Source organism: Kitasatospora saccharophila (assembly GCF_039529925.1).
GTDB classification, from domain to species: Bacteria; Actinomycetota; Actinomycetes; order Streptomycetales; family Streptomycetaceae; genus Kitasatospora; species Kitasatospora saccharophila.
The window spans coordinates 66,706-89,255 of sequence record NZ_BAAANS010000032.1 but is presented as its reverse complement, the minus strand read 5'-3'; the positions used below and the strand labels follow the sequence as shown (position 1 = coordinate 89,255).

General features: G+C 71.2%; 22 protein-coding genes. 10 read left to right on the top strand and 12 right to left on the bottom strand.

The features are described from left to right. Nucleotides 1–87 precede the first annotated feature (87 nt). The 4 genes from lipB to ABD345_RS23120 all read left to right on the top strand — a co-directional run bounded on the left by lipB (nucleotide 88) and on the right by ABD345_RS23120 (nucleotide 3,096). Complete coding sequence (gene lipB / locus ABD345_RS23135; RefSeq protein WP_380276300.1) at nucleotides 88–861, top strand: lipoyl(octanoyl) transferase LipB; 774 nt, start codon at nucleotides 88–90, stop codon at nucleotides 859–861. Nucleotides 862–978: 117 nt separating this feature from the next. Further along, the gene (locus ABD345_RS23130; protein WP_344554510.1) at nucleotides 979–1,935 is read left to right on the top strand and encodes a lipoyl synthase; all 957 of its coding nucleotides are present in this window, start codon (nucleotides 979–981) and stop codon (nucleotides 1,933–1,935) included. A gap of 200 nt (nucleotides 1,936–2,135) precedes the next feature. Beyond that, the gene (locus tag ABD345_RS23125; RefSeq protein ID WP_344554509.1) at nucleotides 2,136–2,288 is read left to right on the top strand and encodes a hypothetical protein; all 153 of its coding nucleotides are present in this window, start codon (nucleotides 2,136–2,138) and stop codon (nucleotides 2,286–2,288) included. 121 nt (nucleotides 2,289–2,409) lie between these two features. Continuing rightward, nucleotides 2,410–3,096 (top strand): DUF4191 domain-containing protein, encoded by a 687-nt coding sequence (locus ABD345_RS23120; RefSeq protein WP_344554508.1) that lies wholly within the window; start codon nucleotides 2,410–2,412, stop codon nucleotides 3,094–3,096. Nucleotides 3,097–3,218: 122 nt separating this feature from the next. Here ABD345_RS23120 and ABD345_RS23115 read toward each other — a convergent pair whose 3' ends face one another. Beyond that, nucleotides 3,219–3,686, bottom strand: coding sequence for an RDD family protein (locus tag ABD345_RS23115; protein WP_344554507.1), 468 nt, complete (start codon nucleotides 3,684–3,686; stop codon nucleotides 3,219–3,221). Between the two features lie 321 nt (nucleotides 3,687–4,007). Here ABD345_RS23115 and glnA point away from each other — a divergent pair, with 321 nt between their 5' ends. Further along, entirely contained in the window at nucleotides 4,008–5,420 is a 1,413-nt protein-coding gene (glnA, locus tag ABD345_RS23110) for a type I glutamate--ammonia ligase (RefSeq protein WP_344554506.1), read from the top strand. Between the two features lie 242 nt (nucleotides 5,421–5,662). Here the strand turns inward: glnA and ABD345_RS23105 are convergent, their stop codons facing one another. Beyond that, the gene (locus tag ABD345_RS23105) at nucleotides 5,663–6,799 is read right to left on the bottom strand and encodes a Fic family protein (protein WP_344554505.1); all 1,137 of its coding nucleotides are present in this window, start codon (nucleotides 6,797–6,799) and stop codon (nucleotides 5,663–5,665) included. Nucleotides 6,800–7,492: 693 nt separating this feature from the next. Here ABD345_RS23105 and ABD345_RS23100 point away from each other — a divergent pair. The 5 genes from ABD345_RS23100 to ABD345_RS23080 all read left to right on the top strand — a co-directional run bounded on the left by ABD345_RS23100 (nucleotide 7,493) and on the right by ABD345_RS23080 (nucleotide 12,750). Continuing rightward, on the top strand, nucleotides 7,493–8,074 hold the full coding sequence (locus ABD345_RS23100) for a Pycsar system effector family protein (protein WP_486327088.1): 582 nt from the start codon (nucleotides 7,493–7,495) through the stop codon (nucleotides 8,072–8,074). Nucleotides 8,075–8,145: 71 nt separating this feature from the next. Further along, nucleotides 8,146–8,784, top strand: coding sequence for a Crp/Fnr family transcriptional regulator (locus ABD345_RS23095; protein ID WP_344554503.1), 639 nt, complete (start codon nucleotides 8,146–8,148; stop codon nucleotides 8,782–8,784). A gap of 126 nt (nucleotides 8,785–8,910) precedes the next feature. Next, complete coding sequence (locus ABD345_RS23090; protein WP_344554502.1) at nucleotides 8,911–9,690, top strand: hypothetical protein; 780 nt, start codon at nucleotides 8,911–8,913, stop codon at nucleotides 9,688–9,690. Nucleotides 9,691–9,757: 67 nt separating this feature from the next. Next, nucleotides 9,758–12,043: a hypothetical protein gene (locus ABD345_RS23085; RefSeq protein ID WP_344554501.1), complete on the top strand. Its 2,286-nt coding sequence runs from the start codon at nucleotides 9,758–9,760 to the stop codon at nucleotides 12,041–12,043. Beyond that, complete coding sequence (locus tag ABD345_RS23080) at nucleotides 12,040–12,750, top strand: hypothetical protein (RefSeq protein WP_344554500.1); 711 nt, start codon at nucleotides 12,040–12,042, stop codon at nucleotides 12,748–12,750. Before ABD345_RS23085 ends, ABD345_RS23080 begins: the two co-directional genes overlap by 4 nt. A gap of 717 nt (nucleotides 12,751–13,467) precedes the next feature. Here ABD345_RS23080 and ABD345_RS23075 read toward each other — a convergent pair. The 10 genes from ABD345_RS23075 to ABD345_RS23030 all read right to left on the bottom strand — a co-directional run bounded on the left by ABD345_RS23075 (nucleotide 13,468) and on the right by ABD345_RS23030 (nucleotide 22,524). Beyond that, nucleotides 13,468–13,989: a GNAT family N-acetyltransferase gene (locus ABD345_RS23075; protein WP_344554499.1), complete on the bottom strand. Its 522-nt coding sequence runs from the start codon at nucleotides 13,987–13,989 to the stop codon at nucleotides 13,468–13,470. Between the two features lie 5 nt (nucleotides 13,990–13,994). After that, nucleotides 13,995–15,179 (bottom strand): MFS transporter, encoded by a 1,185-nt coding sequence (locus ABD345_RS23070; RefSeq protein WP_344554498.1) that lies wholly within the window; start codon nucleotides 15,177–15,179, stop codon nucleotides 13,995–13,997. A 100-nt stretch (nucleotides 15,180–15,279) separates the two neighbouring features. After that, nucleotides 15,280–16,107, bottom strand: coding sequence for a class-II aminoacyl-tRNA synthetase family protein (locus tag ABD345_RS23065; RefSeq protein WP_344554497.1), 828 nt, complete (start codon nucleotides 16,105–16,107; stop codon nucleotides 15,280–15,282). Then, nucleotides 16,104–17,237, bottom strand: a complete 1,134-nt coding sequence (locus tag ABD345_RS23060; RefSeq protein WP_344554496.1) for an acyl-CoA dehydrogenase family protein — start codon at nucleotides 17,235–17,237, stop codon at nucleotides 16,104–16,106. Before ABD345_RS23060 ends, ABD345_RS23065 begins: the two co-directional genes overlap by 4 nt. Continuing rightward, complete coding sequence (locus ABD345_RS23055) at nucleotides 17,234–17,482, bottom strand: acyl carrier protein (protein WP_344554520.1); 249 nt, start codon at nucleotides 17,480–17,482, stop codon at nucleotides 17,234–17,236. Before ABD345_RS23055 ends, ABD345_RS23060 begins: the two co-directional genes overlap by 4 nt. A 113-nt stretch (nucleotides 17,483–17,595) precedes the next feature. Then, on the bottom strand, nucleotides 17,596–18,903 hold the full coding sequence (locus ABD345_RS23050; protein ID WP_344554495.1) for a condensation domain-containing protein: 1,308 nt from the start codon (nucleotides 18,901–18,903) through the stop codon (nucleotides 17,596–17,598). Continuing rightward, on the bottom strand, nucleotides 18,900–19,832 hold the full coding sequence (locus tag ABD345_RS23045) for a beta-ketoacyl-[acyl-carrier-protein] synthase family protein (RefSeq protein ID WP_344554494.1): 933 nt from the start codon (nucleotides 19,830–19,832) through the stop codon (nucleotides 18,900–18,902). Before ABD345_RS23045 ends, ABD345_RS23050 begins: the two co-directional genes overlap by 4 nt. Before the next feature lie 93 nt (nucleotides 19,833–19,925). Then, nucleotides 19,926–20,606: a class I SAM-dependent methyltransferase gene (locus ABD345_RS23040; protein WP_344554493.1), complete on the bottom strand. Its 681-nt coding sequence runs from the start codon at nucleotides 20,604–20,606 to the stop codon at nucleotides 19,926–19,928. A gap of 52 nt (nucleotides 20,607–20,658) precedes the next feature. Continuing rightward, complete coding sequence (locus tag ABD345_RS23035) at nucleotides 20,659–21,675, bottom strand: MupA/Atu3671 family FMN-dependent luciferase-like monooxygenase (protein ID WP_344554492.1); 1,017 nt, start codon at nucleotides 21,673–21,675, stop codon at nucleotides 20,659–20,661. A 3-nt stretch (nucleotides 21,676–21,678) separates the two neighbouring features. Further along, nucleotides 21,679–22,524, bottom strand: a complete 846-nt coding sequence (locus tag ABD345_RS23030; RefSeq protein WP_344554491.1) for a class I SAM-dependent methyltransferase — start codon at nucleotides 22,522–22,524, stop codon at nucleotides 21,679–21,681. Between the last annotated feature and the right edge of the window lie 26 nt (nucleotides 22,525–22,550).

Genomic DNA, 22,550 nt, shown 5'->3' with positions numbered 1-22,550 from the left:
CTCCGGCCGGTCGGCGTACAGTGGCGAGGTTGGGCTGATCGGCCGGCTGGGAGTGCTGTGGTGAGCGAGAACGTGCGGTTCGTGCGGATGGGGATCGGCGAGCGGACCGTCCCCTACCAGGAGGCGTGGGCGGAGCAGCAGCGGCTGCACGCGCTGCGGGTCGCGGACGAGATCCCGGACACCGTGCTGCTGCTGGAGCACGACCCGGTGTACACGATGGGCAAGCGCACCAACCCGGAGGACCTGCCGCTGGACGGCACCCCGGTGGTGGAGGTCAACCGGGGCGGCGAGATCACCTGGCACGGCCCGGGCCAGCTGGTCGGCTACCCGATCGTGAAGCTGCCGGACCCGATCGACGTGGTGGCGTACGTGCGGCGGCTGGAGGAGGCGCTGATCCGGGCCTGCGCCGAGTTCGGCGTGGGGACCACCCGGATCGAGGGCCGCAGCGGGGTGTGGAAGCTGGGCGCCGAGATCCCCGGCGCGGTGGTCGACCCCTCCCAGGTGGTGGAGATCGGCAAGCTGACCCTGCGGATGGGCCTGCCGCTGGGCATCGACCCGCGGCTGGCCGGCCCCGAGTACGCGCCGTCCAACGCGGGCCAGCGCGGCGACGACCGCAAGCTCGCGGCGATCGGCGTGCGGGTGGCCCGCGGCGTGACCATGCACGGCTTCGCGCTGAACTGCGACCCGGACATGACGTACTTCGACAAGATCGTCCCGTGCGGGATCCGGGACGCCGGGGTGGCCTCGCTCAGCGGCGAGCTGGCCCGGCCGTTCCCGGTGGGGGACGCGGTGGCGGTGGTCGAGCGGAAGCTGGCCGAGGTGTTCGCCGAACTGCCCGAGCCGGTGGCCACCGTCCGGTAGCGGAATCGGCGCGGCGCGCCGAGCGTTGGCTTTCGAAGGCAAGCCCGGGGCCGGGCGCAGGCCGTTGAAGTGCAGGCGTACCCTGAGGGGTACCCCGTCTAGTTCTAGGAGTCGCACGTGTCCGCTGTCGCACCCGACGGCAGGAAGCTCCTCCGGCTGGAGGTCCGCAACAGCGAGACCCCCATCGAGCGGAAGCCCGAGTGGATCAAGACCAGGGCGAAGATGGGGCCGGAGTACAACGCCCTGCAGTCCCTGGTGAAGAAGGAGGGGCTGCACACGGTCTGCCAGGAGGCGGGCTGTCCCAACATCTTCGAGTGCTGGGAGGACCGCGAGGCGACCTTCCTGATCGGCGGCGACCAGTGCACCCGCCGCTGCGACTTCTGCCAGATCGACACCGGCAAGCCCGCCGAGTTCGACCGGGACGAGCCGCGCCGGGTCGCCGAGTCCATCGTCACGATGGACCTGAACTACGCCACCATCACCGGCGTCGCCCGTGACGACCTGGCGGACGGCGGCTCCTGGCTGTACGCCGAGACCGTGCGCCAGGTGCACGCGATGACCGCCGCCCGCGCGGCCGGGCGCACCGGCGTCGAGCTCCTCATCCCGGACTTCAACGCCGTCCCCGAGCAGCTCGCCGAGGTCTTCTCCTCCCGTCCCGAGGTGCTCGCGCACAACGTCGAGACGGTGCCGCGGATCTTCAAGCGGATCCGGCCGGCCTTCCGCTACGAGCGCTCGCTCGACGTGATCACCCAGGCCCGGGCGGCCGGGCTGGTCACCAAGTCCAACCTGATCCTGGGCATGGGCGAGACCCGCGAGGAGGTCAGCGAGGCGCTGGCCGACCTGGTGGACGCCGGGTGCGAGCTGATCACCATCACCCAGTACCTGCGGCCCTCGCTGCGCCACCACCCGGTGGAGCGCTGGGTGAAGCCGCAGGAGTTCGTCGAGCTCCAGCAGGAGGCCGAGGAGCTGGGCTTCGCCGGCGTCATGTCCGGCCCGCTGGTGCGCTCCTCGTACCGGGCCGGCCGGCTGTACCGGCAGGCGCTCGAACACCGGGAGCGGGCCGCCGCGGTCTGAAACCGCGGCGGGTGCCGTCGTCGTCCTGCGGAGGGGCGGGCCCGTCGGGGCCCGCCCCTCCGAGCGTCCGGGGGCCCGGCCGGCCTTGGGGCCGTTCGGACGAATCGCCGACGTTTCACGTGGCATTGACGGGCGGGTCACCGTACGGTAACGGGCGTCCGGGACGCTGGAGCGGTACCCGGGTCGAGGAGTGGGTGTTGATGCGTACCGGAATCCAGGCCGCGCTGCGGCGGGCCGAGCAGGTGCTGTTGATCCGCGGCGCGCGCCGCAACGCGTGGGCGGCGGTGTGCGAGAACCGGCGGCTGGCGGGCGAACGCGAGCAGGCCGTGCGGGTGTTCGGACGGAGCGCCTGAGGCCCGGCGGGGAAGCGGGTCGGCGGCGCGGCGGCGGTGGGGCCCCGCCCGGGGGAAGCCGAGGATCACGAACCGGCACCGCCTTGGATGATCGCGTGTGCCGCCACGTACCATGAGCGGTATGGCGAGGCAAAAATCCGATACTCCTGGGCGGCTCGCACAGATCCGCCAGGCATATGTCATGACCAAGAAGGTCGACACCAAGATCGGCCTGATCATCGCCGGCGTCGGCCTGCTGACCTTCGGCGTGTTCCTCGCCATCGGCTTCGCACTGGACCACCCGATCTACCTGGGCATCCTCGGTTTCGTGGTGGCGGTGCTGGCGGTCGCGATCGTGTTCGGCCGGCGTGCCGAGCGGGCCGCGTTCGGGCAGATGGAGGGCCAGCCGGGCGCGGTCGCGGCGGTGCTGGGCAACATCCGGCGCGGCTGGAGCTCGAACCAGACCCCGGTCGCGGTCACCCGCAGCCAGGACGCGGTCTACCGGGCGGTCGGCCGGGCCGGCATCGCGCTGATCGGCGAGGGCAACCCGAACCGGGTGCGGCCGCTGCTGGCGGCCGAGAAGAAGAAGATGTCCCGGGTGGTGGGCGACATTCCGGTGCACGACATCGTGGTCGGCAACGGCGAGGGCGAGATTCCGCTCAAGAAGCTGCAGATCCACCTGATGCGCCTGCCCCGCGCGATCAGCGCCGCCCAGGTCACCGAGACCAACGACCGGCTGCGCGCGCTCGGCGACCTGCTCTCCAAGGCCCCGATCCCCAAGGGTCCGATGCCCAAGGGCACCCGGATGCCCAAGGGCGGCATGCGCTAGGCGCGACTCCCCCGTTCCGACACCACGGCCCCGCCCGCGAGGTTCATCCCTCGGCGAGCGGGGCCGTTCGACCTTCGGCGGCGGGCCGGGTCCGGCGGGGTCGGATCCGGACTCCGGTGGGGTCAGATCCGGACCTCGACCGTGCCGACCGCCTTGTCGTGCAGGCCGCGGGTGTCGCGGTCCCAGACGGCGGCCGGGACCACCAGGCACAGCAGCAGGGTGCGCAGCAGCACCTGCGGGATGGTGGCCCGGCGGCCGTCGAGCCGGACCACCCGCAGGCCGAACAGGCGCTTGCCGACGGTGGTGCCGGTGGTGGCCAGGAGCAGCACCGCCACCAGGTAGAACAGCGGGGTGGTCCAGAGGTTGGCGACGCCCTGGTCGCCCTTCGCGATCAGCCCGTACGCGACCAGGCCGACCAGCCAGGCGTCCACGAACAGCGCGCCGATCCGGCGGCCGGGGCCGGCCAGCGAACCGGGCCCGGTCTGCGGGAGGCCGAGGCGCTCGCCGCGGTAGCCGAATTCGGCGCCCATCTTCTCGGCGGCCGCCTTCGGGCCGTCGATCCACGATCCGAGTGCTTCTCTGGTGTCCACGAATCCACCCTAACCGGGCTTACGGTCCGCCCGGCCGGTGACCCCCGGGGGCGGCGCGCCGCGGGGGTCTCCCTCCGGAGTGAACCCGGTTCGCCCGACTGCCGCAAATGGTCTAGACCAATGAGTGGCCAGCGCCGCTACGGGGCAGGGATTTTGCCCGGAACCGTCCCACTTTGCCAGCCACCCGAATGGCCCGGTTAACATGTGGGAAACAAGCGAGTCACGAGTCGGAAACGGGCCGTTCCTATCGTGAGCCCCTGCACCGGGGCTCCCGTCGCCCCTGACGGAGACTCAGACCGTGCACGCCGAGGAGGAGTACGGATGTTCACCAACGCCGACGAGGTGAAGCAGTACATCGCGGACAACGACATCAAGTTCGTCGACGTCCGGTTCTGCGACCTGCCGGGCGTGCTGCAGCACTTCTCGATCCCGGCGGCGACCTTCGACCCGTCCGAGACCCTGATGTTCGACGGCTCCTCGATCCGCGGCTTCCAGGCCATCCACGAGTCCGACATGGCCCTGGTGCCCGACCTCGCCACCGCCCGGCTGGACCCGTTCCGGGCCGAGAAGCACCTCAACATCAACTTCTTCATCCAGGACCCGATCACCGGCGAGGCGTACAGCCGCGACCCGCGCAACGTCGCCCGCAAGGCCGAGGCGTACCTGGCCTCCTCCGGCATCGCCGAGACCGCCTACTTCGGGCCCGAGGCCGAGTTCTACGTCTTCGACTCGGTGCGCTTCGAGACCTCCGCCAACGCCTCCTACTACCACATCGACTCGGTGGCCGGCGCCTGGAACAGCGGCTCCGCCGAGGGCGACGCGCGCGGCTACAAGGTCAAGTACAAGGGCGGCTACTTCCCCGTCCCGCCGGTCGACCACTTCGCCGACCTGCGCGCCGAGATGTCCCTCGAACTCGCCAAGGCCGGCCTGGAGGTCGAGCGCCAGCACCACGAGGTCGGCACCGCCGGACAGGCCGAGATCAACTACAAGTTCAACACCCTGCTGCACGCCGCCGACGACCTGATGCTGTTCAAGTACATCATCAAGAACGTCGCCTGGCGGGCGGGCAAGACCGCCACCTTCATGCCCAAGCCGATCTTCGGCGACAACGGCTCCGGCATGCACGTCCACCAGTCGCTGTGGACCGGCGGCTCCCCGCTCTTCTACGACGAGCAGGGCTACGCGGGCCTGTCCGACACCGCCCGCTACTACATCGGCGGCATCCTCAAGCACGCCCCCTCGCTGCTGGCCTTCACCAACCCCTCGGTGAACTCCTACCACCGCCTGGTCCCCGGCTTCGAGGCCCCCGTCAACCTGGTCTACTCGCAGCGCAACCGCTCCGCCGCGATCCGGATCCCGATCACCGGCTCCAACGCCAAGGCCAAGCGCATCGAGTTCCGCGCCCCCGACCCGGCCTCCAACCCCTACCTGGCCTTCTCCGCCATGCTGATGGCCGGCCTCGACGGCATCAAGAACAAGATCGAGCCGCTGGAGCCCGTCGACAAGGACCTCTACGAGCTCGCCCCCGACGAGCACGCCGCCGTCCCCCAGGTCCCCGCCTCCCTCGGCGCCGTCCTCGACGCCCTGGAGGCCGACCACGAGTACCTCCTCGCGGGCGGCGTCTTCACCACCGACCTGATCGAGACCTGGATCGACTACAAGCGCACCCACGAGATCGCCCCGATCGCCCTGCGGCCGCACCCGCACGAGTTCGAGATGTACTACGACCTCTAAAGGGGCCTCCGACCTGCGCACATGCAGATCGGGCCGTTCACGTCGGTGCAGGCCAGCGAGTCGCTGGCCTGCACCGATGCCGTTGCGGTGGAAGCCTCCGCAGCTTCAGCTCGTAGTGATGTGCACCAGCGGTGCACCCAGATCGAACTCGGCACCCGGGCACCGGAGGCTCCGGCACTGCATCGCCCGCCGTCCTGCGACCACACGGGCCCCGGGCGCTGCCCCCACCTACCAGCGGGGTCTCAGCCGACGAACGGGTCGACGAGGCGCATTGGCGTACGTGCCACGCCTAGTGCCCGCTCCGGGAAACGCGGTCCGGCCGTGTAGTACCTGGCCCGAGTTCGGCCGACAGGCTCCAGCACCTGAGCAGTGACCAGTTCACGCAGGTCCCGTTGTGCCTGCTGCACACTCAGTCCCTCCGCGTGTTCGTATCGCGAGCGTCGCACCCGGCCGGCCATGGCCACGTCGTGCAGGGCCGTCACCACCCGCTCGTCCATGCCGGCCGTCTCGACAAAGTCCGCAAGCAGGCCCCAGACCTGCCCGGACCTGTCCAGGCGGCCCTGCACGGTCTGCGCCTGCTGGTGGTAGGCGGTCAAGTTGAAGCGGACCCACCCGGAGACATCCTGGTCGGGCAGGAATTCGGAGCCTCGGCGTCCGAGTTCCCGGTAGTACTCCCAGGTGTTGCCCGGGCGCCCCAGCCATGCCTCGATCGACGAGAACTCCGGGGCGAGGACGCCCTCCCGAGCGATCATGAGAGTCTGCAGCGAGCGCGACATCCGACCGTTCCCGTAGGCCCAAGGATGGATGGACACCAGCTGCAGATGCGCCATCGCGGCCCGCACAAGTGGATGCGTGTCATCGCCGTCATTCAGCCAATCCACCAACTCCTCCATCAGCGAAGGAACTTCCTCCGCGTCAGGTGCGGTGTAGGCGGCGATACTCGGATCGCGGGCATCGGTCACGTACACCGGTCCACGGCGCCACTGGCCGGCTGGCTTCCGCACAGTGTGGCGGTGGCCCTGCAGCATCCAATGCAGCGCGTTGAGCAGTTCCTTGCTGTAGGAGAAGTCGTCGACGTCGTGCAACGTCTGGATGTACGTCATCATCCGCTGGTAAGCGAGCGTCTCCTCGCGATTCTCTTCTGACACCTCCACATCGCGCTCGCCTTCCAACAGGTCCTCGACATCGACGGTGGACACCCTGAAGCCCTCGATGGAGTTCGAAGCCGCCACGGCATCGGCCGTCAGGAATTTGCGCAGGCCCTCGGTCCACTTGACCGGGGCCGTGCGAACCTGGTGCCGCAGCACGAGCCGCATGCTCTCGATCTCGTCAAGTACCCGCTCGTCATCGACAGCGAGGGGAGGCGTAGGAAAGAGCATGCATCGACGATAGAATGACGCAATCATTACGTCAAGCTCCGCGCGGACACCGTTCGCCAGCCAACCCGAGGACAACCAGACCGGTCTGTGGACAAGCAAGGCGGTCGGTCCGGGAAGGGCTCTCCCGAACGTCTCACTCAAGGTGACCGCCGGGTCCCAGTGCCGACGGGGCATGCCTGATGCGCAGCGACCGGTGCCGCCGGCCATGAGCACCGAGAAAGCGAGACCCAACAGTCTCGACCCGTTGCGCAGTGCTCTCCTACCCGGCCTCGTCCTGCACCCGGCCTGCATCAGGGCCCACGGGATCCGAATTCGAACTGATCGACTTCCGAAACGGTACAGGCAGGCCGCGGCACCGGAACAGCAGTCGCAGTCGATCCATCCCACACGCCCTGGATGCGAAGCGATCGACGGGGTGGCATGCAATCCGAGCAAGTCAAGAATGTCCCGATAGCGACCATGTCTGGCGATCTATCGACGAACGATCCTGTCAGTTCCCTTGCAGGCCGGTGAATCTCGGCGGACCGCCACCGGATTCTGGTGAACCCTTCTACGCTTCTCCTGGCGCGCCGGGTTCGATCCGATGTTCTGGAACTGGGCACCCACCACACCGGTGTGTCGAGGGCCACCTTCGAACAGTCAAGATCTGGGCGATAGGAGGGGGTGCGCCGGGAAACGATGAGATCACATTGAATGCCGTCGTCTCGTTGGGGAGGCGTGATGGTCAGGCGGGCAGAGAGTCGATCTTCGGTCCCGAACTCAGTGGTACCGGCCCCCGCACGGAGCGAACCGGGGCCGATCTCCCGACGTTTGGATCTTCTAGCGGCCGAGGCGGGCGCGGAGGTCCAGCGCGCCGATGCGAAGGCGGGTTCGGTCTGCTCGATGGCAAGCATCGCGGGTGCCTTGGAAGTGGCGGTCCTCGCGGCGGCCTCTGGGGTTCCCGTGTGGGCAGCCGTCCCGGCGATGCTCGGGGGCAGCGCGATGGTGATCTCCCTGCTATTCGCCGCGGCCGCGCTCAACCCTTCACTCCCCCCGTCCGTCGCACCGGACCGGCTCTCATTCCTCGATGTGGCCACCATGACGGAGCACCAGCTGCTGACCACCGTGCACCACCTTTCGGTGGCCGACCTCGATATCGCCGACAGCCGGAAGGCGGTAGAGCTGGCCGCGCTCGCCATTCGGAAGTACCGACTGCTGCGAGTTTCGATAACGGTGCTTCAGTTCGGCCTGGTCCTGGTCGCGTCATCCGTACTCATTGCTCTCTTCAATCTCTGACGCCTTCCGGTCGAACACTGCTCGAAATAGACATTCTTGTGCATGGAGGAGATGTGTATCAGACTCATCGAATGCTGTTCGGGGAGCGACTCTGGGAGAAACTGTGCGCGCTCGCACCTCCCCGACACCGGAAGACCAGAAGCGTCCTGCTGATACAGGACGCCCCCGGAACCCACGTCCTGGCACTCGCCTCCGGATCAGTGGCTGTGACCAGACGTGACGAGACCGGCCGACGGACCATGCTGGCGGTCCGGGGAGCCGGCGACCTGCTCGGTGAACTCGCCGTACTCACAGAGGGATCGCGCAGTGCGACAGTGATCGCCGTGGAACCGTGCACCATCCACATCGTCCCGGCTCCCGAGTTCCACGCGTTCATCGACGAGCACCGGCTACTTCAGGTCCTCATGCGGCACACGGTGGGACAGGTACAGCAAAGCGACCAGATCCGCCAGGAGTTGGCGACCGCTTCCGTTCCGATCCGCCTTGTGGCGGCGTTGCTGCGACTGGCAGAGTCAACAGCCCATCCGGTTCGGGGCCTCGTGCGCATCAGGCTGTCGCAGGACGAGATCGCTCAACTGATCGGCTGCTCACGCAACTCCGTCGTGGAGGCACTGCGGCCGCTTCGCGTGCGAGGACTCGTCCAAGCGCACGCCAGGGAACTGGTGGTCGCCGACCTCGCGGGCCTGCGAGCCTGGCGCCCGACCGCCTGAGATACGGCTCACCCGGCTACTGCCCAGAAGTGGGCAGCGCTGCCCGTGTCGTCGCCGCATCATCGGTACACCGCTGAACGGGCCCATCGCGGCCTCCTCCCATTCTGTTGTGAAAGGGCGCCAGCCATGCACCGGACCACCGCTCCCGGAGACCCTCGCGACATCCCTGACTACCGGGCACTCTTCGTGCTCGACATGAAGGGTTACAGCGTCGTCGATTCATGGCGCATGGCGAACCACTGGGAGGACCTCGAAAGCATGCTCACCACCGCGTTCGCCCAGAGCGGTCTCGAATTCGAGTGGCGCTACCCGCTGTACCGAGACCCCACGGGCGACGGTCTCATCCTGGCTCTTCCGCTGGCGCGGGCGCGCCTTCTGGTCGATCCCCTGGCGGAAAACCTGCACAGGCTCCTGGCCGGTCACGACCGGGAGCGGCTGGCCTCCGTCGCGCCGATCCGCGTACGGATGAGTGTGCACGTGGGGCCGCTGCCGGACAGCCACCGGGGAGATCCGATCAACGATCTGTGCCGTTTCGTGAACAGCGACGCGGCTCGCGACGCAGTAGAGGTCGCCGAGGAACGCGGGGCGTTCGTCGCGTTGGTCCTGTCCCACGAGGCCTTCCAGGTCATCGTTCGGGCCGGCCGGACCGAGCGCCTCCGGGCCGAGGACTTCCGGTTCACCCGGGCGGTGGTGGAGAAAAAGTTCGCCGAGCCCGCGTGGGTGCACGTGCCGACGGTGAACGCGGAGCTGCTGAAGGCGACCGATCCATGGCCGGAGCTCGGAGCGGCGCCGACCGAGGGGCCGCTCCCGACTCCTCACCCGTCGGTTCGTCCCGCGGTCGGTCAGCGGATCTTCAACGGCGTCAAGGGCTACGTCGAGCAAGCCGGCGACATCACCATCAACTAGCCACGCCCGGGTTCCGGCGGGGTGCCGGACCCGGTACCAGCGAATCGCCCCCGAGGAGGACGAGACCGTGGATAATGTCATGAACACGTCGGCAAGCCCGCGTGAGGGCGCCGCGAGCCCGGCCGACGAGGCGGAAACGGCCGATGGCGCACCCGACCGGGAACAACCGGGACTGGACTTCCCTGAGACCAGGCCAGGGGAGTCAGGTGAGCCAGGGGAGACTCCGCTCGCCCCCGACTTCGCTGCGGAGACGGAGAGCCCCGCGCCGGCCGCAACGACGCCCGCCGATCACGAGGGCCCGGCCCCCGCACAGGCGCGCAGCAGTTCCGTCTATGTCGAAACTGCTCGCGACGTGCTCTACAAACCGACGTTCAACCCGACGACGACGGTCGACAAGCCCATGGAAGAGACTCTGATCGACCCTGGCAGAGCCATGCTCGACAAGGTCTACGTCGAGCCGCCGACATGGGCGGCGGCGGCCGAGCGGGTCCAGAAGGCGCTGAGCTCGGAGTATCCGCTCGCGGTCGTGGTGGTCCGGCCGGAGATCGGGGCGACGACGTTCGGTAAGCGCCAGTTGGCAGTGGTGGCGGGCGACGGCCGGAGCATCGTCCTCCTGGACGGCGACTGGCAGCGGCTCATGGTGTCCCAGCTTCCGCGCAAGCCCGGGAGAGGGCAGCTCCTGGAACTACGGGACGGCGAGACCGACCAGTTGCGCGAGAGTCTCCTGGCCGAACTTCCACGGTATGCGGCTGAGCTCCGGGAACTGAACTCCTTCCTCCTCATCACGGTGACGGAGGAGCTCTGGTCGGCGCGCAAGGCCGAGGTCCCCGCAGAGATCGCGGTCTTCGAGCTCAAGGACTCGCCGCCCGCATGGCCGGTGGTCCGGAACCACATCAAGTCCCGCCGCGGAGAAGCCCTGGCCGCGGATCTCGAGAGGCGCGATATCGCCCGGGACATCAAGGAGTGGAGCGCGGTCCGTTCGAGCCGCTTCGTCCGCGACTTCCTCAAGATCACGGCCGAGTTCGATCCGTTGGTGCCCGGGCAGGAGGTCGACGATCCGAAGTTCCGATCAGACCTCGTGGAGTACGCCGACGTGCTCAAACGGCTGGTTCGCGGTTGGTCCGAGGAACTGGACCAACGGCTGGCGGAGGCATCGGCACCCGCCAAAACGATCGACGGCGTCGGGCGGGTGTCGGCTCTGACGCTCGAGGAGCGTTGCTACTCCCTCGTGCTCGCTGTCCGGGGCTCGGTCAAGGTCGAGGAGGCCATCGAGGAGGGGCACCGGCTGGTCGACCTGCTCTCCGGAGGCACCGCGGGTGGGGAGGCGGCCACGAAGGAGAAGCGCTCCGACCTCCGGGGATCGTTCGCCGGCCGAGGCTTGCAGACCCGTCTGAAGGCGATCGGGGCCGAGGTCGACGAATCCGGTGTGGCCTCGTTCCGCGCCGCGGCGTACGGGAACGAGCTGCTGATCCGGGTGTGGCGCGAGTACCCGGATGTGCGACGCCGGGTGCTGGAGTGGATCATGTCCGACTCTCCGGAGCAGCGAGCCGAACCGGATGGCGCCCCGATCCGTGCCATCAAGAGCGTGCTGTTGGCCACCCGGGACACCCAGGGCCTCGCGGTGCTGCGGGATCTCGCCACGACACCTCGGCGCCGGGCGTTCGCTGCCAGAGTCCTCATCGGTGCGGCCGAGGACGGCACCCTTGGCCGTCCCACCCGCGCGTTGCTCTATGACACTGCCGCGCGCAAGTCAGAAGAGGGCCAGCGGTTGGTCGTCCAGGTGTGCTGCGAGTTGCTGGACGAGCAGCGCGACGCGGCCATGACCCGCATCAGGCGGGTAGCCGACAACGGCAGCCCGACGGTCTGGGGTGACGTCCTGGATGCCTTCGGGGTGGCGCTCCGCCAGGAGAACGGCCTGCCGTGGTTCGTCGATACGCTCCGGTCCGTGCACCGGCGTTCGGGCGCGACCACGGCGGTGCGGCTCGGGGTCCTGGCACTCCTGCGGGCGGATGCGCGCACGCTCGCCGTGGTACCGGAGTCGAATGCGGCCGAGGTGGTCAGAGCTGCTCTGGATGGCGTGTTCGATGCCCCGGACGATTATCCCGACCTGTTTCCCACCCTCGCGGCGTGGCTGGAGCGGAGCCCGTCAGGGAAGCCGTACGAGCTGGCACTCGCGATGGTCTGGGAAGCCGTGGTGAACCACGGCCGGCTGGCCGACTTCAAGCGTCTGGCAACCGTTCTCGCGGGGGTCGTCCGTGCGGACGGCCGTCGGCCGGAGCAGGACATCATGACGATGGTGAAGGACGACCCCGAACTGCTGTCCGTGGTGGAGCTGAACAAGGTGGGCGAGTGAAGCGCCTCTTCGGCCGCCGTCGGACGCGCGGGAGGTTCACGTGCGTGGTGGAGCGGCGGCCTCTGCGCAGCCGGACGCCGGAGCTCTTCTTCAGGGCCACGTTCTCGGCCGAATGGCGGCCCGGCACGGAAGATCACCGGAACATCGAGTCGCTCGTGGCCCGAGACCTGCTGGAACGCGCGACACCGTTGTCCGAGCTCTGGTCCGTCGACGAGGTACGACCCGCGCAGGACTGGCTCAACGCCGAGCTCGGGCGAGGGTACGACAGCCCTGACGGGTATTACCGGGGACTCGCCTCCAAGGTCCAGCTCTTCCTTGACGCCGATACCCGCGAAGCCGCCCTCCAACGGCGACAAGACCGGGCGAGGGTCCAGCGGCTGACGTACCTGAGGGACGCCCTGTACAGCGATCCAGAGCTCCTCTTGCTCGACTACCTCGAACGGCACCCTGACGAGCTCGGGACCGTGGACATCAGACCGTTCCAGCAACTGGCAAGGAGCGTACGGACCGGGAACGAGTGGTGGTACCCGGCGCTCGACGCCTTGGCGAGGTTGAGCTCGGCTTCCGACCCGGTCTGCGGCGACGCCACGGCGATGAAGGCGCTCCTGAAGGCGTTCAAGGAGGCCGCCCCAGAGTTGATCGACGTCTACGGCCTGAACCACGAGACGGGAAGGCCCATCGACCAAGTAGAAGCGAGGCACCCGTGACGACGTCCCTGAAGCGTTGGCTCCTTGCACCGTGCACGAGTTGGAAGGCGCTCAGGCTCTGCCGGGCCCGCAACGGACAATTGGACTTCGATGCCGCCTGGCGCAGCGTCCGCGTCCGTTCACACCCCGACGAGATCGGCTATCAGCGTCACGGCCACCTGATCGGTGAGACCAGCGGTCGCGGTGAACGTTCAGCGCTCCCCGACCGCGGCGAGCCCCAGCGATCGACAGGTCGGCCCGGGTGAGGACCGGATCGTGGCGTGCCCTCGGCCACGGGCAGGATCAGCCAGGATCTCGACGTGGCCACCGAGCATCCGGCCGCGAGCGGGCTCGGCCCGCATTGGCCGGCGTCGGACAGTAGGCCGTCTCGCCACTCCCGGTAGTCATCGCTCGCGGCTCCCGACTCAACGGGTTCGGCCTCTTACCGGCACCGCGTCCCCTCGGGCGAGTGTCACTCGTGCTCGCCAAGCAGTGGAGCCTGCCGTCACCACGCCGCGCTGATCCAGTAGACGGCCGATCGGGATACCAGCCGCCGAACGGTCCAGAGGGTGGCCGCGTCGATCACGGCGCGTTCGTGGTGGCCGGGTGGGCGACGCACGCCGCCTCCGGGGCGAGGCCATCCCGGACGGCCCCGCAGGCTCGGCGGCACCGCGGCAGGTCAGGGATGGTGCGTGGTCGGAACGCGGTCGCGAGGACGAGACGTGCAGCCGGCGCCGCTCATCGGGGCAGGTCGGGCCGGGGCGGGGAGCGGAGGGTCAGCGTGGTCACCGACCAGGGGTCGGGCGGGGCCGGCGGGTCGGGCGCGGGGTCGGCCGGCGGGGTGAAGCCGAGGCGTTCGTAGAGGGCGAGGGCCGCGGTGTTGCGGGTGTAGACGCCGAGTTCCACCTCGGTCAGGCCCAGGCCGTCGAACGCCTCGGCCAGCACGCCCCGCAGCATCGCCGCGCCGCGGCCGCCGTGCCGTTCGCGGGGGGCGACGAGGACCCGTCCGAGGCGTCCGCGTCGGCCGTCCGGGGTGACGAGGAGGGAGCAGTGGCCGACGAGGCGCTCGGGGTCGCCCTCCACGGCGCTCCAGGTGCGGCGGGACCCGGTCTCCGACTCGGCCCGGTAGCGGGCGAGTTGGGGCGGGTCCAGCGGCCAGCGGAAGGCGTCGCCCGCCCAGAGCCGGAGCTCCCCGGGGCCGTCGAGCCACGAGGGCAGTACCGCGGCGTCGGCGGCGGTGAAGGGCCTGATCCGGAGCACGCCGCTCACCCCGCCACGGGGGTTTCGATCCGGCGCAGGTCGCGCACCGGCCGCGCGGACAGCAGGACGAGGCAGCCGGCCACGCCGATCCAGGCGGAGGCCGCCAGCAGGTTCGCGTTGCCGGTGAGCTCCCCGACGGGACCGGCGAGGGCCCGGCCGATCGGGATGCTGAGCACCGAGCCGGCCACGTCGTAGGCGTACACCCGGTTGACGACACCGGCGGGTACGTGGGTCGCCACGGTCGAGGCCCACATGACGCTCCAGAACGCCCAGCCGGTGCCGGCGACCGCGGAGGCGGCCGCCACCACCGCCAGCGGCCATCCGGCGGCGGTGGCCAGCGGGGGCAGCGCCCACGGAAGCATGGCCAGGAGTCCCGCGGCCAGCGGCCGTGCGGGGCGGAGCCGCAGGGCGACGAGTCCTCCGGCCACCATGCCCGTGCCGAGTGCGGCCTCGACCACCGCGTACCCCCGGGAGCCGTGCTCCCCCACGATCACCGTGGCGAGCAGCGGCAGTTGGGGGCCGAAGACGAGCAGGCCGTTGACGGCCCAGACCAGGATGACCATCCACAGCCAGCGGCGGGAGCGGAATTCCCGCCAGCCGGTGACCAGGCTCCGCCAGGTCGATTCGGCCGCCTTCCGGGCCGGGGGCGCCGCGCTGACGCGCAACGCCGTCAGGCAGAGGGCGCTGACGCCGAAGGTGGCGCCGTTGATCGCGAACGAGGCGCCGGCGCCGGACAGCGCCACGCAGAGGGCAGACAGCACCGGCCCGGCCATCCGGGCCAGCGACTCCCCCGTCCTGAGCACGGCGCCGGCCCGCTGCACGTCGGTCGCGACCTGCGCCATGATGCCCATCACGCCGGGCTGGAACAGCGCTGCCGCCGCGCCGCTGACCGCCTGCCCGACCAGCAGGTGCCACAACGGCACGTCACCGCCGAACAGTTCCACGGCGAGGACCGCCTGCACCACCAGTCGGACGTTGTCGGCGTGGATCATGACGCGCCGCGGCGAGTAGCGGTCCGCCAGCACTCCGCCGAACAGCACCAGCAGCGCGAACGGCGCCATCCACGCGGCCAGCGCGTACCCCACCCCGCTGGCCCCGTAACCGAGGTCGAGCATCACGACGGTCAGGGCCACCGGGAGCATCGCGTCGCCCAGGGCCGAGACGGTGCGGGCGGTCAGGAAGAGAGTCAAGTCCCGTGACCAGAGCGACTGTTGTCGTGGTGTCTCGATCTCGCGAAAGGTCGTCATGGGGATTGCCTCTCGGCGCGGTCACGGTGGCGCGGGCACGGATTCACAGGGCGAGCAGCGATCGTACGTCCTGCGGCCACCGCCCGGTGTCGAATTCGTACCGGTGCCGCAGCGCGAGGACCAGGCGGTCGAGGCCGAAGGCGAGGCAGGCGCTGTGCGCGGGCTGCCCGTCGCCGTCCGACAGGCCGAACGCCTCGCCGAAGTGCTCCTTGTGGTAGTTGGCCGAGGACACCGCCTGCTCGATCCCGTCCGAAGTGGGCACCACCAGTTCCCACTTGAGCTGCTGGGCGTGCTGGAGGTTGGCCGCCAGCCTCCCGGCCCGGCCGAAGAACGGGTCGTTGGCGGCCTCGGTGCGGGGCGACAGCCCGAGGCGGTGCAGCAGTTCCCCGGCGCGGGTCAGCGCCGCGTCGCGCCACCGCTCGACCTCCTCGGGGCGGCCGACGGTGACGAACTCGTACATCCGGAAGGACCGCAGTCGGCCGGACTCGGTGGTCAGCTCGCCGCGGTAGCACTGGGCCTCCACGCTCAGCGTGCCCCCGGCCGGCCCGCCCTCCGCGGCCAGCAGCGGGTAGAGGTGGTGGCAGGCGGCCGGGGTCAGCACCAGGTCGGTGGGGGCGGGTTCGCCGTCGTGCCCGCCGTGGACGGCGCCGAGCAGTTGGGGGAAGGAGGTGTGGTAGCCGGCGAGTTCGACGGTCCGGCGGGCGATCACCGGGGGCGCGGTGTAGTGCTCGCGGCTCGGCCCGTCCAGGAGGCCGCCCAGTGCGGTCCGCAGGCCGTCGAGGACGCGCGCGTCCGCCCGGGTGGTCAGCGGTACCCCGGGCGCCGCGGTGCCCGGCCGTCCGTCGTTCGGGGTGGCCTGGGCCGTGTTCATCGTGCGCCTCCGGACAGCAGCATCATCTGGGAGTTGGCGGCCAGCAGCCGGCCGTTGCCGATCATCAGGGGGGCGGAGAAGAGGTCCCGCAGGATCCTGGCCACGGAGTGGGGCCCGTCCTCGCTGAAGCCCGCCATCCCGCACACGGCCAGTGCCAGCCGGGCGACGTCGAGGGCGGTCTCGGAGACTCCGACCTTGAGGGCGTTCAGCTCCACGGCGAGCCCCATCGTGGGCTGCCCGCCGTGTTCGAGCACCGGTTCGGCCGATCTGGTCGCGGCGTCCAACTGGGCCCGGATGCCGGCCAGTCGGGCGTGGGCGACGGCCAGTTCGGGGCGGTCGGCGAGCGGACCGCCCCGGCTGCGCCGCCGGGTGGCGCGGACGGCCCGGTCGACCGCCTCGGCGGCGAGGCCGACCCAGACGCCCGACCAGAGGAGGTGGGACAGCGGGACCATGGTGCGGGCGGCGACGTCGCCGAACGGCACCGGGAGCACCTGTGCCGGGTCGAACTCCGCGCGCAGGTCGAACGACGGGCTGCAGGTGCCGCGCATCCCCAGCGTGTTCCACTCGCCGGTCTGCCGCAGGTCGCTCTGTTCGCGGGAGACGAAGACGGCGACCTGGTCGCCCGGTGCGGCGTCGGCGGACCGGCGGGCGGTCACCAGGAACGCGTCCGCGTGCGCGCCGTAGGAGACGGTGGGGCCCTGCTTGTCCAGGGTGCACCGCCCCTCGCCGGTGCCGATCCCGGTACGGCTGGACCTCAGGTCGCCGCCGACGCCGTTCTCGCTGGTGACCGAGGCGACCAGCCACTGTTCGGCGATCGCCCGGGCCAGCAGCGGCGCGTCCGGATGGTGCCGGGCCAGGCAGGCCATCTGGACCTGGTGCATGGACCACACCATCGCCGCGGATCCGCACGCCGCCGCCAGCCGGCCCGCGATGCGGACCAGTTCGGGCAGGGGGAGGCCGAGTCCGCCGAGGCGGGTCGGCACCGCCGCGTTGAGGAGCCCCCCGGCCCGCAGGGCGGCGGTCGCCTCCGCGGGGAAGCGCGCCTGCCCGTCGACCGACGAGGAGGCGGCGGCCGCGGCGGCCGCGGCGCGTTCCACGGACTCCGGCGTCCCGCCGTTCCGGCCGGTCATGACGCGCCGGTCCCGGGGTGCTCGCCGAGCAGGTCGGAGAGCACCTTCGTGAGGGCCGCGATGCTGGAGAAGGTTTCGCGGGTGAGGGTCGCGTCGGGGAACTCGACGTCGAACCGGTCCTCCAGACGCACCATCACCTGCACGCTCGTCAGTGAGTCCATGCCCGCGCTCCACAGGTCGGCGTCGGCGGGCAGCACGGCTGCCGCGTCGGCCAGTTTGGGCATCTCGCGGAGGACGAGCCTGATCTGGTCCTGGGTGTCGATGGTTCTCTCCCTGTGTCGTACGTGGGGGCGGGGCGCGCGCCGCCGGGCGGGCGGGGCGGGGCCGGGCAGCGCCCGGCGGGCGTGCCGGGCAGGGCCTAGTCGAGGGCGCGGCGCGCCAGTTCGCCCACCCGGTGGTCGCCGGGCTCCGCGGCGGTGGCGAGCAGGGCCAGCACGTCCGCGCCGAGGCGTTCGGCGGCGGCCCGCCCCGGAGCCGGGCCGCCGAAGTAGGCGCGGACGGTCGTCCGGTTCGGCGAGAGGCCGAACCGCAGCGTGGTGACGGTCAGGTCGTGGGCGGGGGTGAACTCGCCGTGCTCGGACTCGGTGCGGCTGTCCCGGGGCACCGCGCCCGGCGCGTCCGGCTCCATCCAGACGTGCAGTTGGAGGTAGTCCACCGGGCCGGCGAGCAGGGTCCGGCCGAAGGCGGGCACCTGGTGCGCCAGGTCGGGCACGGCGAGGGCGGAGTTGCGGTAGCTCCGCCAGTAGCCCGCCAGCAGCGACCGGACGGTCGCGGCGAGCGTCCCGTCCGGATCGACCCGGCCGACGACCGGGCGGTCGTGCGCGAAGCAGCCGACCGCCGCGGCGTCCGCGTCCTGCCGGGTCGAGACGGGGGTGAAGAAGGCGAAGTCCCGTTGCCCCGTCCGGTGCCAGACCGCCACCGCCGTCAGCGCGGCCATCACCGAGAACGGCGTGGCGCCGTGCCGGTCGCTCAGTGCGGCCAGCCTGTCGTGGTGGGTCGGGCCGGCGATGACGGTGTCGACCTGGCCCCGGGTGGGCGCGGGGCCGGCCGGCGGGCGCGGGGCGAGGCCGGTCAGTGGTCCGACGCCCGAGAGGAGCCGGTTCCAGTGGCCGGCCTCCCGCTCCGGGTCGGCGGCGCGGCTGCGGGCGCGGCACAGCTCGCCGAAGGGCGCGGGTGCGGGGCCCGGGTCCACGCCGTCGAGCAGGCGTTCGAGGTCGGCCGCGACGACGCCGGCGGCGGTGCTGTCGCAGACGAAGTGGTCCAGGGACACCAGCAGGTACTGCTCGGTCCGGTCCGCCGAGCGGATCAGTTCGTAGTGGGCCCGCCCCGACCGGTGCCGGACCTGTTCGGCGTTGAGGAGTTCGCGCCTGCGGCGGGTGAGCTGCGCGGCGGCGGTCTCGCCGGGCTCCGCGGTCGGCAGCGCGACCCGGGCCGGCACCGGGTCCAGGCGCTGGAGCAGCGGGGCGTACCCGGCCAGGCCGCTGCGCAGCGCGTCGTGCCGGTCCTGCAGGCGTTCCACCGCCCGCCGCACGTCCGGCAGTCCGGTGCCCGGCGGCACCCGCACGGTGACGCTCATGTTGTGGAAGATCCCGGGCCCGAAGAGTCCTTCGAGGAAGAGCATGCTGCGCTGCTCGGGCGCGAGCGGGAAGTAGGGCGAGGCGGTCATGCGCAGTACTCCAGTGCGACGGCGGACCAGGACCGGGAGCTGGTGGCGAGGACGAGCAGCCGCTCGCCCGGGAGGACCGCGCCCTCGCGTTCCAGCGCGTCGAGGGCGAGCAGCGGGTCGGCCGCGAAGCAGTGCCCGGTGTCGGCGGCCAGCGGGGCGTAGGCGTCGTCCGGGTCGAGGCCCGCCGCCATGGCCAGGAAGCTGCGGGTGCTGGAGCCGTAGTTGCCGGTGATCAGACGGCCGAACTCCGTTGCCGGATCGGGCAGTCGGCTCCGCAGCCGGGTGACGGCGGCCTCGACCCCGGCCATGACCGTGCGGGCGGAGGCCATCGCGGGCACGTCCTGCGGCCAGTCCGCCCGCAGGTGGCAGGAGATCCCCAGCACCCGGTACGAGGGCCCCTGCGGCGCGGTGGTGACGAGGCAGGAGGCGGCGCCGTCGCTCAGCACCGTCTGGCCGTTCGGCTGGTACCGGTCGTGGTGGTCCAGCCGGTCGGCCACCGTGACCAGTGCCGAGGACTCGTCCGGTTCCGTCCGGAGCCGGTTGCGGGCGACCTCCAGGGCGTTGGCCAGGTTGCCGCACCCGTTGCCGTTGACCGCCAGCGCCGGGGTGGCCGGGGTGCCGACCGACAGCAGGAAGTCCCACAGGTCGGTGGTGACGGATTCCCCGGCGAAGGACTCGCTGGAGTAGACGACGGAGTCGGGGCGGACCCCGGCGGCGGCGAGCGTCCTCGTCGCGCAGGCGGCGGCCAGCTCGGGTGCCGTCGGTCCGGCGACGCGGCAGTGCGCCAGGCCCTCGGCCCGCAGCACCGTGAGCTGCTGGGCGATCCGCGCGCTGCGCAGGTCCTCCAGGGGCGTCCGGGTGCCGAGTTCGGCGGCGATGGACGAGATGTGGACCGGACGCGGTGCGCCGCTCCGGTGGTCGGCGGTCATGGTGCTCCCCTCGGCGTGTCCTGCCGGACGCCCGCGGGGGCCGGGGCGCCCGGCCTCCGCGGTCCCCCTCCCGCACGGGCGGGAGGGGGCGGTTCAGGCCCGGACGGCCTTGACCACGAAGTTGCTGTGGGTGTGCGGCTCGGGCCGGAACTCGCCGTGCGGCGGGTCGTCCCAGGTGTCGGTGCGGAATTCGAGGATCTTCCAGCCGGAGAGCAGCTCCCGCAGCTCGTCCTCCCGGTAGAAGTGGAAGACGGTGCCCCGGTAGCGGTAGGTCGTGCCGAAGAGCAGCTCGCCCCGGCCGCACTCGCTGTCGTCGGTGTTGAAGACGTTCACCATGAACTGGCCGCCGGGCCGCAGCACCCGGGCGATCTCGGCGAGCGCGGCCGCCGGGTCGGTGAAGTGGCTGAAGACGTCGAAGCAGGTGACGGCGTCGACGGCGCCGTCCGGGAAGGGCAGGTCGACGGCGTCGGCGGTGACGGCGAGGCCGGGCAGCTCGTGCCGGCGCAGGCGCTCGGCGGCGCGGCCGGCGCCGGTGCGGGAGGCGTCCACCCCGGTGACGTGGAGGCCGGCCCGCACCAGCGGCGGCAGGTTGCGGCCGTCGCCGCAGCCGAGGTCGACGACGGTGCGGGTGCCGTGCTCCCGGAGGAAGGAGACCGCCTCGGCGGAGAGCGGGATCGGCTCGTCCTGCCAGAGGGTGCCGGTCTGTTCGGCGTACGCCCGCTCCCAGCCGGCGTTGGCCTCGGCTGCGTCGAGGACGTGGGGGGTGTCGGTCACGGGGTTTCCTGTCTGTGGGATGGGTGCTGGTCCGGTTGCGGTGCGGGGTGCTTCACGCGGCGGGCAGTTCCCGCCCGAGGGCGGCGAGCCGGCCGACGGACGCCAGGACGTCCTCGTGCGGCACCCCGAAGTCGATGAGGCAGGCCACCTCGTCCACGCCGAGGTCGGCGAGCTGCTCCAGGACGGCGCGGCAGTGCGCGGCGTCCCCGATCAGGGAGGCGCGCTCCAGGTAGCGCCGGTGGCTGATGTCGAGCAGTTCCTCGTCGAACAGCTGGTCCTCCTCCGGCACGCCGTGGGCGAGCTGTTCCAGCTGCAGCGCGGAGCGCAGGTAGCCGAGCAGCGGCTCGGAGGCGGTTCGCCGGGCCCGGTCGGTGTCCTCGTCGAGGTAGGTGTGGAGCATGACGCTGACCCGGCCGGGGTGCTCGCCGCGGTACTCCTCCCGGTAGGCGGCGACGGCCGCGCCGAGGGAGGAGAGGTCCTGGTCCACCAGGTGGGTGAGGAGGTTGGCGCCGCCCGCCGCGGCCTGCCGCACGGATTCCCGGGAGCCGGAGGAGGTGACCCAGAGCGGCAGTTCGGGCCGGTGGGGGCGCGGCAGGACGGACAGTTCGACCGTGCGGCCGTCGCCCGTCCTGCGCCGCACCGACTCGCCGCGCCACAGCGCCCGCAGCTCCTCGGTGTGCTGCCGGCCGACCTCCCGGCGGTGCTCGAAGCGGTCCGGTCCGAGGGCGAAGTCGACGGGGCTCCAGCCGGTGGCGACCGACACCCCGACCCGGCCGCGGCTGAGCGCGTCGACGACGGCCCACTCCTCGGCGATCCGCAGCGGGTCGTGCAGCGGGGTCACCACGCTGCCGGCCCGGATCCCGATCCGCCGGGTGCTCACCGCGACGGCGGCGCCCAGGACGGCGGGGTTGGGGAAGAGCCCGCCGAAGCGGTGGAAGTGCCGTTCGGGCAGCCAGACGCTGGACAGTCCCTCCGCGTCGGCCGTGCGGGCGATCTCCAGGACCTGGTCGTAGGCCAGGGCGCTGTCGTCGCCGGCGACGCTGGAGAAGAACATGATCCCGAGGTCCACGCCTCACGCCCCCGCGGCCGGCTTGCGCACCAGCACCCGGATGTACTCGGGGCGCACCAGGGTGTCCGTGGTCCCCTCGTCGAAGGCCGCGGTCATGGCGCGCAGGTCGGCGTACAGCTCGTGCCAGCGCTCGGCCGGGGTGATGGACTGCCGGGCCAGCAGCCAGGGGCCGAAGTTGGCGGAGAAGAACCGCATCAGGGCGTCCACGTCGGGGAACCGGTAGTCGGCCCGTCGCCGCTCGATCTCCACCGCCCCGCCCAGCGGCTCGAAGAGGCCGCGGACGTACTCCTCGTCGCCCCAGTCCATCGACGGCATCACGTGCGCCGGGGCGGGCGGGAAGTAGCGGGCGGTGATCTCGGTGAACCGGCCAGTCCACCCCTCGGAGGTCCAGTTGCAGAGTCCGACCGTGCCGCCGGGCCGGCACACCCGGAGGAGTTCGGAGGCGACCAGGTCGTGCCGGGGCGCGAACTGGCTCCCGAAGGTGGAGAAGACGCGGTCGAAGGAGTCGTCGGGGAACGGCAGCGCCTCGGCGTCGCCCTCCGTCCACGCCACCGTGACGCCCGCCTCCGCGGCGCGCCGCCGCGCCACCTCGAAGTGTTCGGGCGTCAGGTCCAGGCCGGTGACGTCCGCGCCGGTCCGGGCCGCTTCGACGGCCACGTTGCCGGTGCCGGTCGCGACGTCGAGGACCCGCTGCCCGGCCTCGACCTCGGCGTCGTGCACCAGGGCCAGCGCGTCCTTCAGGACCAGGGCGGCCACCGCCTCGTAGTCGCCCGAGCCCCACATGAAGCGGTTGAGCTCCTTGAGGATCGACAGGTCCTCGACCTCGGTGTCCGAAGGGTGGTCCGACATGGGGGGTGCCTCCTGCGAGTTCGTGT